The 13,947-nt window shown below is 72.2% G+C and carries 11 protein-coding genes; 4 read left to right on the top strand and 7 right to left on the bottom strand.

The genetic code is table 11. The features are described from left to right. Positions 1-2: 2 nt before the first annotated feature. Complete coding sequence (locus LJ657_RS19675) at positions 3-185, bottom strand: tail-anchor membrane protein (RefSeq protein ID WP_232649955.1); 183 nt, start codon at positions 183-185, stop codon at positions 3-5. 131 nt (positions 186-316) lie between these two features. Next, a complete protein-coding gene (locus tag LJ657_RS19670) occupies positions 317-1,369 on the bottom strand; it encodes a fatty acid desaturase family protein (RefSeq protein ID WP_232649954.1) in 1,053 nt (350 codons plus the stop codon). A 249-nt stretch (positions 1,370-1,618) separates the two neighbouring features. Between LJ657_RS19670 and LJ657_RS19665 the strand changes: the two genes are divergently transcribed. Both LJ657_RS19665 and LJ657_RS19660 read left to right on the top strand, forming a co-directional pair. Beyond that, positions 1,619-4,483, top strand: a complete 2,865-nt coding sequence (locus LJ657_RS19665; protein WP_232649953.1) for an SCO1167/SCO6262 family helicase — start codon at positions 1,619-1,621, stop codon at positions 4,481-4,483. Then, a complete protein-coding gene (locus LJ657_RS19660; protein WP_232649952.1) occupies positions 4,480-5,754 on the top strand; it encodes an SWF or SNF family helicase in 1,275 nt (424 codons plus the stop codon). The genes LJ657_RS19665 and LJ657_RS19660 overlap by 4 nt, the downstream gene beginning before the upstream one ends. A 365-nt stretch (positions 5,755-6,119) precedes the next feature. Here the strand turns inward: LJ657_RS19660 and LJ657_RS19655 are convergent, their stop codons facing one another. From LJ657_RS19655 to LJ657_RS19645, 3 genes are all read right to left on the bottom strand, one after another. Next, positions 6,120-7,844 (bottom strand): acyl-CoA dehydrogenase family protein, encoded by a 1,725-nt coding sequence (locus LJ657_RS19655; RefSeq protein WP_232649951.1) that lies wholly within the window; start codon positions 7,842-7,844, stop codon positions 6,120-6,122. A 110-nt stretch (positions 7,845-7,954) separates the two neighbouring features. Continuing rightward, positions 7,955-8,527 (bottom strand): PadR family transcriptional regulator, encoded by a 573-nt coding sequence (locus LJ657_RS19650; RefSeq protein WP_232649950.1) that lies wholly within the window; start codon positions 8,525-8,527, stop codon positions 7,955-7,957. Between the two features lie 92 nt (positions 8,528-8,619). Further along, positions 8,620-9,783, bottom strand: a complete 1,164-nt coding sequence (locus LJ657_RS19645; protein WP_232649949.1) for a hypothetical protein — start codon at positions 9,781-9,783, stop codon at positions 8,620-8,622. A 17-nt stretch (positions 9,784-9,800) separates the two neighbouring features. On the opposite strand from LJ657_RS19645, the gene LJ657_RS19640 reads away from it, so the two are divergent. Then, positions 9,801-10,037 (top strand): hypothetical protein, encoded by a 237-nt coding sequence (locus LJ657_RS19640; protein ID WP_232649948.1) that lies wholly within the window; start codon positions 9,801-9,803, stop codon positions 10,035-10,037. 519 nt (positions 10,038-10,556) lie between these two features. Here LJ657_RS19640 and LJ657_RS19635 read toward each other — a convergent pair. Beyond that, positions 10,557-10,970, bottom strand: a complete 414-nt coding sequence (locus LJ657_RS19635; RefSeq protein WP_232650193.1) for a hypothetical protein — start codon at positions 10,968-10,970, stop codon at positions 10,557-10,559. 168 nt (positions 10,971-11,138) lie between these two features. After that, on the bottom strand, positions 11,139-12,305 hold the full coding sequence (gene xylA / locus LJ657_RS19630; protein ID WP_232649947.1) for a xylose isomerase: 1,167 nt from the start codon (positions 12,303-12,305) through the stop codon (positions 11,139-11,141). 195 nt (positions 12,306-12,500) lie between these two features. Here xylA and xylB point away from each other — a divergent pair, with 195 nt between their 5' ends. Continuing rightward, positions 12,501-13,943, top strand: a complete 1,443-nt coding sequence (xylB, locus tag LJ657_RS19625; protein ID WP_232649946.1) for a xylulokinase — start codon at positions 12,501-12,503, stop codon at positions 13,941-13,943. The last annotated feature ends 4 nt before the right edge of the window (positions 13,944-13,947 follow it).

Here is a 13,947-nt window from a genome sequence, read left to right as displayed (position 1 = left end):
CTTCAGCGGCCGAGCTCCTTGCGACGGAGGCGGCGCAGCCTGCGCCGCTGCGAGGGGTCCAGCGTGAGGTATGCGGCGGTCGGGATTCCGAGGACGATCAGGACCACCGCCCAGAAGGGCAGCCAGATCCACAGGAAGAGCCCGAGAGCCACACCTCCTATGGCGATCTTCGCGTTGTTCGACATGTACGTCGCCTCCTTCGCGGCCTGTGCCGCTCTCTGTCATGAAAACGGGCCCGCGCCTCCCGCGGTTCCGGACCACGACCCTGAGACGTCCCTGAGGTGCGACCCCGATTCGTCCCTGACAACACTGTCCGTCATTCCGCCCTGAGCGGCTCCCCCACGGCGTGCAGGTGTCGCAGGGCCTGCCGGTAGGAGTCGACGAGGCCGGTCTCCGCATAGGGAATACCCAACTCCCGGCAGTGGGCGCGCACCAGGGGCTGGGCGAGCCGGAGATGGGGGCGGGGCATGCTGGGGAAGAGGTGGTGCTCGATCTGGTAGTTGAGGCCGCCGAGGAACCAGTCGGTCAGGACGCCGCCGCGGATGTTGCGCGAGGTGAGCACCTGCCGGTGCAGATGTCCCCACCGCTCGCCGTTCGGGTCGGGCATCGCCATGCCCTTGTGGTTGGGGGCGAAGGCCAGTCCCAGGTGCAGGCCGAACAGTGCCTGGTGGACGGCGGCGAAGGCGAGGGCCTTGCCCGGGGAGAGCGAGGTGAGCAGCAGCGTCCCGTACGCGGCGACGTGGGTCACCAGCAGCAGGCCCTCCACGGCGCGCTCCCGGGGTGTCTGCCGGCGCAGGTCCTGAAAGCCGTGGATCTTCAGGGCGACGCCTTCGAGGAGGGTGAGGGGGAAGAAGAGCCAGGCCTGGTTGCGGGTCAGCAGGCGCCGGAAGCCCGACCGCTCCTTGGCCTGTGCGCCGGTGAACACGAGGACGTCGGCGACGACGTCCGGGTCCTTGTCGATGTGGTTGGGGTTGGCGTGGTGGCGGTTGTGCTTGTCGTTCCACCAGGCGTAGCTCATACCCAGGAGCAGGTTGCCGTGAATCAGGCCGATGACCCGGGCGGCCGTCCTGTCGGCGGTTATCTGGGAGTGGCCCGCGTCGTGGCCTATGAAGGCCGTGCGGGCGCCGAACACGGCGAGCAGGGGTGCCAGGAGCAGCGACCACCAGGAATCGCCGGTCAGGACGATGCCCGTGACGATGCCGGCCAGGGCGAGTGCGTTGGTGGCGATGCCGAACGCGTACCAGGTGTGGCGCCGTTCCAGGAGTCCCTGGCCCCGGACCGTGCGCAGAAGGGGGGCGAACTCGCTTCCGGCGGGCGGTGCGTCACGCGTTCCCCGGGGTTCGGCGACGGCTGTGGTGGGCTCGGGCATGTCCGGTCTCCGGCTCTCTCAGGCAAGGGGCTGACCTGAGGAAACGTACGAAGCGACGACCTGTTGCGACCATGAAGGCACCACCCGTGTCCGGGCGGGGGTCTGCCGGGGGCGCGCCGGGGGGCTGACAACACCCCCCACAGTGAGAGGGGCCGGGTGGCGGCTCGGCCGTGCCCCGGTTGCCCGCAGATTGATGTACCCTCGGCGACCCCGACCCCAGTAGTCAAATTTGAGGAATGCGGCTTCGCTGTGCAGAGGATCCCCGCGGCAACATCGTCCGAGATCTCCGAACTGGCCCGCTGCTGCGCCGTTTTCGTGCCCGGTGACCCGGCGCGCACCGGCCGGGTCGCCTTCTGGCGGCCCGACGGCAGCGCCCCTGCGCCTCTCCCGGCCTGGCCCGCCGAGGATCTGGCCGTCGTCCTGCCCGGCGGCGACGGCGTCGAGCTGGCCCAGGTTCCCGCCGTGCTGCTGCCAGTGCGGGCGGCGCTGCCGGTCCTCACGCGTGCGCGTGCCGATGCACACGCGCACCGGGGGCCGGTCTTCTGGGGCTCGGCTGCCGTCCTGGCCCTGCAACTCCTCGCGCGGGGACTGCTGTTGCCCGGCCTGTCCCCCGGCGATCACGACGCCTGGCGCGTGGGCCCCCTGGCCCTGGACGACGTCGACCGGATCCGCCGGCTCGCCGCCGCGATGCCGCCCGAGGCGCACGCCGTGGCGGTGGACGGCTCCGGCCCACTGCGACTGCCCGACCCGGCAGGGCTGGTGCATGCCTTCCTGGACGCGGTGGCCGACTCGCTGCCCCGCTCCCCCGCGGCCTCCCTGGTGACGGGCGGACCCGCCTACGCGGCGCAGGCACCGCAGCACCTGCCGGGGCAGCGGGCGTGGGCCGCCGATGTAGCCGCGGGCCACGACGCGGGCGTACGGCTCTCACTGCGGATCGAGGTGCCCGGTCTTGCCGAGCTGACGCAGGAGGACGCCGCGGTGCCGTTCCGGGCCGTCCTGCAGGTGCACAGCGTCAGTGATCCGGCGCTGGTGGCGGACGCATCCGAGGTCTGGGGTGGTTCCGGCGACGGGGGCCGGGGTTTCGGTCCGCGTGTGCGGATGGACGCCCTGCTCGCGCTGCGGCGGGCGGCCCGGTCCTGGCCGCCACTGACGCCCCTGCTCTCGGCGAGCGTGCCGGATGCCCTCGAACTCGCCGACGAGGAGATCACCGAACTGCTCGGGCAGGGCGCCCGGGCCCTCGCCGCAGCCGGAGTCGACGTGCACTGGCCGAAGGAACTGGCCCGCACCCTGACCGCCCGCGCGGTGATCGGCCCGCCGGACGAGGAGCCGGCGGCCGACCGGGCCGCCTCGCTCAGGCCGTCGTTCCTGTCCGCCGACGCGCTGCTCGCCTTCAACTGGCGGTTCGCCCTGGGCGAGGAGCGGCTCACGCGCGCGGAACTGGACCGGCTCGCCGAGGCCAACCGGCCCGTCGTGCGCCTGCGCGGCCAATGGGTCCTCGTCGACCCGCAGGAGGCGCGCCGCGCCCGCGCCCAGCAGGACCGCAAGATCACCCCCATCGATGCACTGGGTGCCGCGCTCACGGGCTCGACGGAGGTCGACGGCCACCGGATCGACGTACATCCGACAGGGTGGCTGGCGGCACTGCGGGAGCGGCTCGCGGCCCCGGAGGCGCAGGAGCCGGTCGCGCAGCCCGCCGCTCTGGCGGCCACCCTGCGGGACTACCAGCGCCGGGGCCTGAGTTGGCTGGTCCGGATGACGTCCCTGGGCCTGGGCTGCTGTCTGGCCGACGACATGGGTCTCGGCAAGACGATCACGCTGATCGCGCTGCATCTGCACCGGCAGAGCGACACGTCGACAGCCGGTCCGACGCTCGTGGTGTGTCCGACCTCGCTGATGGGCAACTGGCAGCGCGAGATCGAGAGGTTTGCGCCCGGCACGCCCGTGCGCCGCTTCCACGGTGCGCGGCGCGGCCTGGACGCCCTGACCGACGGGGAGTTCGTGCTCACCACGTACGGGACGATGCGCCTGGACGCGCGCCGGCTCGCCGATACGCCGTGGGGCATGGTCGTGGCGGACGAGGCGCAGCACGTGAAGAACCCGTACTCGGCGACCGCACGGGAGCTGCGTTCCATCGGTGCACGCGCACGCGTGGCGCTCACCGGGACCCCGGTGGAGAACAACCTCTCCGAGCTGTGGGCGATCCTCGACTGGACGACCCCCGGGCTGCTGGGCCGGATCGGCTCCTTCCGCACGCGGTACGCGCAGGCCGTCGAGGGCGGTCGGGATCCTGCCGCGGCGGAGCGGCTCGCCCGGCTCGTAGGGCCGTTCCTGCTGCGCCGCCGCAAGTCGGACCCGGGGATCGCGCCGGAGCTGCCGCCGAAGACCGAGACCGACCGTGCCGTCTCCCTGACCGGGGAACAGGCGGGCCTGTACGAGGCGGTGGTGCGCGAGACGCTCGCGGAGATCGCCGCCGCCGACAGCATGGTGCGGCGCGGGCTGATCGTGAAGCTGCTGACCGGGCTGAAGCAGATCTGCAACCACCCGGCGCAGTTCCTCAAGGAGGAGCGGCCGCGGATCGCCGGTCGTTCGGGGAAGCTGGAACTGCTGGACGAACTGCTCGTCACCATCCTCTCCGAGGGGGCGAGCGTTCTGGTCTTCACTCAGTATGTGCGCATGGCGCGCATCATCGAACGGCATCTGACGGCCCGCGGCGTCACCTCGCAGTTTCTGCACGGCGGGACGCCCGTCGCCGAGCGCGAGGCGATGGTGCGGCGCTTCCAGGACGGTGAAGTCCCCGTCTTCCTGCTGTCGTTGAAGGCCGCCGGCACCGGACTGAACCTGACCCGGGCCGAGCACGTCGTGCACTACGACCGCTGGTGGAACCCGGCCGTCGAGGCGCAGGCCACCGACCGTGCCTACCGCATCGGTCAGACCCGGCCTGTGCAGGTGCACAGGCTGATCGCGGAGGGGACCGTCGAGGACCGCATCGCCGACATGCTCCGCCGCAAGCGGGAGCTGGCCGACGCCGTACTGGGATCCGGCGAGGCCGCGCTCACGGAGCTCACGGACGCGGAGCTGGCCGATCTGGTGGAACTGCGAGGGGGCACGCGATGAACCGGTACGACGAGGACACGGAGCGCACCTTCGCCGCGCTGCCGCCCGCACACGGGCGGGGGTTCGCGCACACCTGGTGGGGCCAGGCCTGGCTCCGGGCCCTGGAGGACACGGCGCTCGACTCGCAGCAGCTCAAGACTGGCCGCAGACTCGCGCGTGCGGGAGCTGTGGGCGCGGTGTCCGTGCGTCCGGGGCGTATCACGGCCGTGGTCCAGGACCGCGATCGTACGGCTCACCGGGCCGACGTCCTGCTGGAGGAGCTGGACCGCGAACAGTGGGACCGTCTCCTGGACATGGCGATCGAGCGGGCCGGACACGTCGCGGCGCTGCTGGACCGGGAGATGCCGCCGCATCTGGTCGAGGACGCGGCGGCCGCGGGCGTCGAACTGCTGCCGGGTATGGGCGATCTGGAGCCGGAGTGCGACTGCGGCGCCTGGGACCACTGCGGGCACACGGCGGCCCTGTGCTACCAGGTGGCGCGGCTGCTGGACCAGGATCCCTTCGTACTGCTGCTGATCCGCGGGCGGGGCGAACGCGCCCTGCTGGACGAGCTCCAGGCCCGCAGTGCCACGCCCGCACCCACCGAGGAGCCGACCGAGCCGGAGGGGGTGGACGCCGCCGAGGCATACGCGACCGGCGGCATCCTGCCGCCCCCGCCCACCCCGCCGGAGCTGCCCGCGGAACCCGGTGTGCCGCCGTCCCTGGACACCGAGACCCCGCCCGGGCCGGGCGTGGACCCGGTCGCGCTGCACTGTCTGGCCGCCCGGACCGCCGCCGAGGCACATCGCCTGCTCGCCGAGGCTCTCCGCCCGGGGACCGAACAGCAAAGCCCGGAAGAGGAGTTGACGTTCGGGCAGGATGCGGTCCGTCTTGCCGCAGGAGCCCATGAGCCGGCTGTGGCGAACCGGCTGGCCGACGGGTCGGGTCGCGACCGGGAGGGGCTGGCGCGCGCCACGCGCGCGTGGCGCCTCGGGGGTGTGGCCGCGCTGTCCGTGCTGGAGGAGGAGTGGACCGTCCCGGCCGACGTTCTCGCACGCGCGCGTGCCGCCCTGGAGTCGGCCTGGGACGAGGACGAGCGCCCGTCGCTGCGGGCGAGCGGCAACCGGTGGACGGTGGTCGGCGCACCGGCCCAACTGCGCCTGGGGCGGGACGGACGGTGGTGGCCGTATCGGCGGGAGGGGGGCTGCTGGTTGCCCGCCGGAGCCGCTTGCCAGGATCCGGCGACGGCTCTGGCCTCGGTGGAGCCGGCTCTCGGGGAGGAGCCCGCCTGAGGATCGCTGCGGTCGGCTCGGTCGGCGGAGCCGAGCCGCCCGGCCTCAGACGGGCTGTGCGGGGCGCCGAGCCCGGAACAGGGCCTGCCCGAGTCTCCCCCTCATCGGGGCGCCGCCGAGTCGGCTGTGCTCGCTGCCGATCCAGGCACGATGTCCGGTGGCCGGCAGGAACCCGACCGCCGGATGCAGCCATCCGGCGGTCCGCCGCAGCGGGGCGGCATGCCCTGGTCGAACCAGCGGGACCTTCCCGAACGGGCCACCCGTGGCAGACGCGCAGAAAGATCGTCACCTTGGCAGGCTGAACCCTTGCCGACGGGTGGCCGGGCCCCCGGGCCCAGCCACCTTTGTTGATGCGTAGAGCGCGCCTACTGGTCCATCTCGTACGCGCCGGACAGCGCCTCGACCCGCTGCCAGACCCGCTCCGTGCGTGCCTCGTCGACGACCGGCCGCCGGATCGAGGACAGCGCCCACTCCTGCTGCTGTTCGGTCGCCGAGTCCTTGCCGTGCAGTTCGACGGCGTGTGCGGAGAAGTCCCGCACGAGGACGGCGAAGAGTTCGTCCAGCACGTCCTCGTCGAGGCCGGTCAGGGCGGCCTGCTCCAGGACGAGCTGTCCGTGCACGACGAGGGCGAAGAGCTGACCGACAGCGAGGACGAGGTCGAGGTCGCGGCTCTGCTCCGTGTCGGGAGCGGCCGTGGCGACGAACTCGCAGAGCGCGTCGGCCTGTTCACGGAAGCGGGCCACGTTGGGCAGGTGCGCGTACGCGTCGTAGGCGGGCCGCCAGTCGTGGAAGCGCACCGCGCCCAGGCCACGGGCCGGCCCCTGCCGGAAGAGGAAGTCGTCGTCGGCCGCGTCGAGGCGGGTGGGCACGTCGGGATACCCGGCCGGGTCCAGGAGGTGGCTGCGCAGGAACTTCAGGATCAGCGCCAGATTGACGTGGACCGTGCCTTCGAGCTTGGGCAGACTGCGGATCTCCACGGCCGCCTGGGCGAAGTAGTTGTCCTTCTCGAAGCCCTTGGCCGCGATGACGTCCCACATCAGGTCGATGACCTTCTCGCCCTCCGTGGTCACCTTCATCTTCGTCATCGGGTTGAAGAGCAGGTAGCGGCGGTCGTCCGGGCCGGCGGAACGGAAGTAGTCGACGGCGCGGTCGCTGAACGACTTCATGCCGACGAGCCTGACGTAAGCGTCGGTCAGCTCGCGCCGCACGTGCGGGAAGGCGGTGACGGGACGGCCGTAGAGGATGCGGTTGTGGGCGTGGGTGACGGCCTCGTACATCGCGTGCTCGCAGATGCCGATCGAGGCGGTGCACAGGTTGAACTTGCCGACGTTGACGGTGTTGAGGGCGGCGTCGAAGGCGGCGCGGCCGGTGTGCAGGACGTCCTCGGCCGCTACGGGGTAGTCCTCCAGCCGGAACTCGCTGACGAACTTCGAGGAGTCGACGACGTTCTTGACCAGGTGATAGGCCGGGTTACGGCTGTCGGCGGCGAAGAACACGTAGCCGTCGGGGCCCTCGACGTCGGTACGGCGGCCGAAGACAGAGACGAGTCCGGCGGCGTTGCCGTTGCCGATGTAGTACTTGGAGCCGGTGGCACGGAAGCCGCCGTTGCCGTCGGGTTCGAGCAGCATGTCGGTGGAGTAGATGTCGGCACCGTGGGCCTTCTCGGACAGGCCGAACGCGAACACCTCACCCTGGCTGAGGAGTTCGGCGGCGCGGGTGCGAGCAGCGGCGTTGTCGCTCTGCCAGACCGGGCCGAGGCCGAGGATCGTGACCTGCCAGGCGTACCAGTAGTCGAGGCCGTAGAAGCCCAGGATCTCGTTGAGCGCAGCGATCCGGCCGGTGTCCCACCGCTTGTCCGGTTCCCCGGCCCCCGCGGCGGACGACGGCGTCAGGAACGTGGCGAACAGGTTCTCCTTCGCTGCGAAGGCGAGGAAGTCACCGAGCCAGGCGCGGGTCCGGTAGTCCTCGATCAGCCGCCTCCTGCCACGTTCCTCGAACCAGTCGACGGTGGCACGCAGCAAGCGGCGCGTCTCGGGGTCGAAGTGCGCGGGGTCGTAGGTGCGCGGGTTGAACAGCAGCTGGTCGGCCATGGGATGACGCCTTTCGGCTGGTGGACGGGTGGGAAACGGAAGGTCTGACGGCCGGACGGTCTGACGGCCGGATCGGGGGATCGGAAGGATCGGCGACGGAACGGCGGCGATCAGCGGCTCGGGCCGAACCGGGCCAGGGTGGCGAGCACGTCGTCCAGCCAGTCGATCATCATCTGCTCGTACGCGATGCCGCCGCGCAGGACGACGTGCTGGAGCTCTCGCTCCGCGTCGAGCGGTGCTCCGGGCGCGGCCGTGCTTGCTTCGGGCCCGGGGAAGTCGCGTGTCTCTCCCGCGCGATAGTGCGCCAGCCGGTCCCGGTGCGCCTGGCGGTGCCGCTCCACCTCCCGGGTCAGGACGGCCGGGTCGTCGAAGGCGGCGCCGCGGATCTTCACGGCCAGGTCGTGGCGCACGCTCTCCGGTTCGATCGGATCCTGCAACCAGGAGGACAGCGCGGCCCGGCCGAGGTCGGCGACCGAGTACTCCTTCTTGTCCGGCCGGCCCTGCTGCGGGACGTCCCGGACATCGACCCAGCCGTCGTTCTCCATGCGCTTGAGCACGCGATAGATCTGTTGGTGGGTCGCGGTCCAGAAGTAGCCGATGGACCGCTCGAAGCGCCGGGCCAGCTCGTAGCCGGATCCTGGCTTCTCCAGAAGCGACACCAGGATCGCGTGTTCGAGTGCCATGTCGCCGATCCTGCTATGCAACTCGTTGCATAGCAACCTCGCCCGCCCCGATGCGACGCGGCTCACCCCGGCCACGTTCCGAGGGCCACGCCTCAAGGGCAGACGTAGGTGAAACCCGCCTTCACCTCCATCGGGACCGACTGGTGTGCGATCCGCAGGCGGGCGACCCCCCGGAAGCGGCCCGGACCACGGACCGTCCAGCGCAGGTGCACCCTGACCCGGCGTTCACCGCGGTGGGTGGTGCGCACCAGCTCGCTCGAGTCCTGACCGTCCGCGCGCAGCCACCGGTAGGTGACGGGGCCTTCGTGCCCGTCGGTGTCGACGACACCGATCAGGTCGGCCGTCTGACCGCAGTGCAACGGCCCCGCGGGGGCCTGGACCTGGACGGAGACGACCTGGGGAGCGGGGGCCGGGCGCAGCAGCAGCCACAGCAGGACGGCGGCGATCGCGACGAGGGCGGTGGTGACGATCCAGCCCCGTCGGCCGCGCCACGAGCGGCGGGCGGCGGGTACCGCTGCCTGGGTCCGCCATCGGGCACGCAGGACGTCCTGCTCCTCGACGGGCGCCCCGGGCCCGAACCGGAGCAGGATCCCGCCGGAGTCCTCCCCTGCGCTCGCCGGAGGCAGGGGGACGCGGTTGCGCTTGCCGAGAACGGTCGCCTGGATGTCCGGTGCGGTGGAACGAGAAGCGCGACCGACGGTGGTGAGCTGGTCGGCAACGGCCGGCGAGTGAGGTCCGGGGGCCCGCGGGTCCGGGCCTGCGGAACTGTGGGTGTGGGCCGCCGTGGCGGGTTGATCCCCGGTGTCTGAAGGACGGGACGAGCGGTCGGGTGCGGCAGCAGGGTTTTCGGGCGCGGTGGGGCGTGGTGCGGGTTCGGCTGTGTCCGGCGCCGGGTGAGGGTCCGTCGGCGGAGCCTGTCGACCGGGCGCGACTACGGCGGCCGGCGCCTTCGGCGGCGCGAACTCCGGGATCGACCCGGCTGCCGCCGCGCGGAGCGCCGTGCGACGCAGGAAGTCCGCCGGGAGCGCCGCGCGTCCGGCGGCCAGCGCGGCCCGGGCCGCGCCCAGCCCCTGCGACTCGGCGGTCGCTGGGCAGCGGGCGAACAGGTCCGCCGCGGGGGTTCCGGGCTGCGTCCAGGCGGCCCCGAGGGTGCGGGCCAGAGCGGCCCAGGCAGCGGTGGCGACTGCTGCCTGGCGGTCGGCGCGCGGTGTGTCGCCGGGCAGCGACGATGACGAGCGTGCCGGGTCTCTGTCCACGCTGCCAGGAGCCGACGGTGAGGGTGACCGTGCCGGGGGTGGCCGCGCTCGGGGACGCGGTGGGCGGCGGCTCGGCGGCGGGGGTCGTCGTCGGGGAGGAGGGCGGCGAGGACGACGGGCTGTCCGAGAGCGCGACGGAGGGCGGCGCGTCGGCCGCGGGCGGCGGGCGGCGGGCGGCGAGGTGGCGGGCGGCGAGGTGGCGGGCGGCGAGGTGGACGCAGGAGGTGAAGATCCCCCCTCCGTGGGCGAGTTGACCGGCGAAGGGGTTGAACTCGCCACCGTCGTCGATGTCTCGTGCGGGCGGCCCGTCGCGTATGTCGCTCCGCCTGCGAAGACCACCGACGCGGCCACCCCGCCGGTCGCCACCTTTTGCCCATTACCTTCGTCGTAGAGCCCGGTTCGGATTCGTGGCCATCGGGGCCGGTATGACTCTTTGCCCCTGCCCTTGATGATCCGGGGGGGTGCTGTCGCCGGTCCCGGCGGCACTGGTTGATCGCTGATGGAAGCGTGTCCGCCCACGGGCAGGGCTGCGTAATGTGGCTGCCGATCTCCGCTCCTGACGTGCGCTGTTCCGCCACGACAGCACTCCGGCCCGACCCGCGCGCAACAGCAGCTGGTCAACGACGGCCAGCAGGGTCAGCACGATGACCAGGCCGGGCGGGGTCATGAAGAAGACGAACTGCATGTCCCCGGTATCCGAGGTATCCGGCCATCCGGCCTTCACCACTTGGGCGTTGGCATCGTGTGTTCTTCTCACGATGCCTGCCCCCGTGTCACGGCAGCTCGACGTCCCCCAGTGAAGGGATCAGCGATTCGAAGTCACTGGGGACACTGCTCGGCAGTTCGCTGGGCAGCTTCGACGGCAGCCGGCTGGGCAGCTTGCTCGGCAGTTCCGTCGGGATGCTCAGGGACGGCGACGAGGTGTGGCCGGCGCTCGCGCCCGTCTCCGTGGGTGACTTCCTGTCGGGCGAGTCCCCGTGGCTGGAGGCCATCAGCACGACGGCGACCACTGCGGCGACCGCCGCGAGACCGACCAGGAGGACGAAGAGCGGGTTGCGTCGTCGCCCGGGCGGCGGAGGGGGCGGCTGCCAGTCGCCGTAGGGGGGAGGAGGTCCGAACCCGCCACCCGGTGGCGGTGTGTCACTCGGGGGCCCGGGCGGCTGAGGCGGTACCGGCGGTATGGCCATACCATCCAGAGTCGCCGCACATCGGGCAGGCGGCGACCCCCGCACGGAAGTTGGTACGGCTCCCTGCCATGGACCGTACGGTTCCGGCGCATTCCGCACGGGGATCGCTCGGGCACGCGCGCGTGCGCACACGGATCAAGCACGCGCGTGCACACGTACGCGTGCCGTTCAGCCACGCGCCCCCAGCAGATGGTCCATGGCCAGCTGGTCGAGGTGTTCGAAGGCCATCCCGCGCGAGGCGGTCGCCTCGACGTCGAACTCCTCGAAGGCGCTGCGGTCGGCGAGCAGCGACTGCAGGCCGTCGGCAGCGGTGGGCTGGGCGAGCTGGTCCAGGCGCGAGGCGCGCAGGGCCTCCTGAACCTCCGGGTCGGCACGGAAGGCGGCCGCCCGCTCCTTGAGGATGAGGTAGTTGCGCATGCAGCCGGCGGCCGAGGCCCACACGCCGTCGAGGTCCTCGGTCCGCGGCGGCTTGAAGTCGAAGTGCTTCGGGCCCTCGTAACCGGCGCTCTCCAGGAGGTCGACCAGCCAGAACGCGGCGCGCAGGTCGCCGGCGCCGAAGCGCAGATCCTGGTCGTACTTGATGCCGGACTGGCCGTTGAGGTCGATGTGGAAGAGCTTGCCCGCCCACAGGGCCTGCGCGATGCCGTGCGGGAAGTTCAGCCCGGCCATCTGCTCGTGGCCGACCTCGGGATTGACGCCGTACAGCTCCGGGCGCTCCAGGCGCTCGATGAAGGCGAGGGCGTGGCCGACGGTGGGCAGCAGGATGTCGCCGCGGGGCTCGTTCGGCTTGGGCTCGATCGCGAACTTGAGGTCGTAGCCCTGGGAGGTGACGTACTCGCCGAGGAGGTCGAAGGCCTCCTTCATGCGGTCGAGGGCGACGCGTACGTCCTTGGCGGCGCCGGACTCGGCACCCTCGCGGCCGCCCCAGGCGACGTAGGTCCTGGCGCCGAGCTCGGCCGCGAGGTCGATGTTGCGGATGGTCTTGCGCAGCGCGTAGCGGCGCACCTCTCGGTCGTTCGCGGTGAACGCGCCGTCCTTGAAGACGGGGTGCGTGAAGAGGTTGGTCGTGGCCATCGGCACGGTCATGCCGGTGGCGTCCAGGGCCTGGCGGAAGCGCTTGATGTGCGACTCGCGCTCGGTGTCGGAGGATCCGAAGGGGATCAGGTCGTCGTCGTGGAAGGTGACGCCGTAGGCGCCGAGCTCGCTCAGGCGCTGCACCGTCTCGACCGGGTCGAGGGCACGCCGCGTGGCGTCGCCGAACGGGTCCCTTCCCTGCCAGCCGACGGTCCACAGGCCGAAGGTGAACCTGTCCTCGGGGGTGGGCTGGTAGCTCATGCCGCGGCTCCTTGCTCGTTTGCGACCGTTGCCTTGCGACTATTTCGTCATGGCGGTTTACAAATTAGTATGCGGACGCATCCCTGGGAAGGGACAAGATGTCCCCGAAGGGGTGAGGTTCCGGGTCACCATGGCCCGGAAACCCTCGAACCAGCAGGTCAGAGCCCGCAGAGCCGCGGAAAAAGGGAGAGCCCGATGTCAGCAGCCGAGGGTCCGCTCGTCGTCGGCGTGGACACGTCCACCCAGTCCACCAAGGCGCTCGTCGTCGACGCGGCCACCGGTCAGGTCGTCGCGAGCGGCCAGGCACCGCACACCGTCTCCTCCGGGGCCGGCCGCGAGAGCGACCCGCGCCAGTGGTGGGACGCCCTGTGCGAGGCGCTGCACCAGTGCGGTGACGCGGCGCACGAGGCCGCCGCGGTGTCGATCGGCGGGCAGCAGCACGGCCTGGTCACGCTGGACGGGCGGGGCGAGCCGGTACGCCCGGCGCTGCTGTGGAACGACGTGCGCTCGGCGCCGCAGGCCCGCCGCCTGGTCGAGGAGCTGGGCGGCCCGAAGGCATGGGCGGAGCGCACCGGAAGCGTGCCCGGCCCGTCCTTCACGGTCACGAAGTGGGCATGGCTGGCGGAGAACGAGCCGGAGGCCGTGCGCGCCACCAGGGCGGTGCGCCTGCCCCACGACTACCTCACCGAGCGGCTGACCGGGCAGGGCACCACCGACCGAGGAGACGTCTCCGGTACGGGCTGGTGGGCTTCGGGGACGGAGTCCTACGACGAGGAGACCCTGGCGCACGTGGGACTCGATCCCGCGCTGCTGCCCCGGGTGGTCCGGCCCGGCGAGGTGGCCGGAACCGTGCGCGACAGCCACGACCTGCCCTTCTCCAAGGGCACCCTGGTCGCTCCGGGCACGGGCGACAACGCCGCCGCGGCGCTGGGCCTCGGGCTGCGTCCGGGCACGCCTGTGCTCAGCCTGGGCACCTCGGGCACGGTGTACGCCGTCTCCAAGCGGCGTCCGGCGGATCCGACCGGCACGGTGGCGGGCTTCGCCGACGCCCACGGCGACTGGCTGCCGCTGGCCTGCACCCTGAACTGCACGCTCGCCGTCGACCGCGTCGCGACGCTGCTGGGCCTGGACCGCGAGGCCGTCGAGCCGACCACCGCCGTCACGCTCCTGCCCTACCTGGACGGCGAGCGCACCCCCAACCTGCCCGGCGCCTCCGGTCTGCTGCACGGCCTGCGCCACGACACCACCGGCGGCCAGCTCCTGCAGGCGGCCTACGACGGCGCCGTGCACTCACTGCTCGGCGCGCTCGACCTGGTACTCGACGAGGACGCGGACCGCTCGGTCCCGCTGCTGCTGATCGGCGGCGGCGCCCGGGGCGCGGCCTGGCAGCAGACCGTACGACGGCTGTCGGGCCGCCCGGTTAAGGTGCCCGAGGCCAAGGAACTGGTCGCGCTCGGCGCCGCGGCGCAGGCGGCGGGCCTGCTGACCGGGGAGGATCCGGCCTCGGTCGCCCGGCGCTGGAACACCACCGCGGGCCCGGTGCTGGAGGCCGTGGAGCGGGACGAGGCGACGCTGGCGAGGATCGCCGGGGTACTCTCCGACGCGGCCCCGCTGCTGGAGCGGAGCACCGACAGCTGAGGAC

The sequence above is a fragment of the Streptomyces guryensis genome, from assembly GCF_021261325.1.
In the GTDB taxonomy this organism is placed as follows: Bacteria; Actinomycetota; Actinomycetes; order Streptomycetales; family Streptomycetaceae; genus Streptomyces; species Streptomyces guryensis.
Note: the sequence above shows the minus strand (reverse complement) of the source record. Positions and strands in the feature narration are given on the sequence as shown.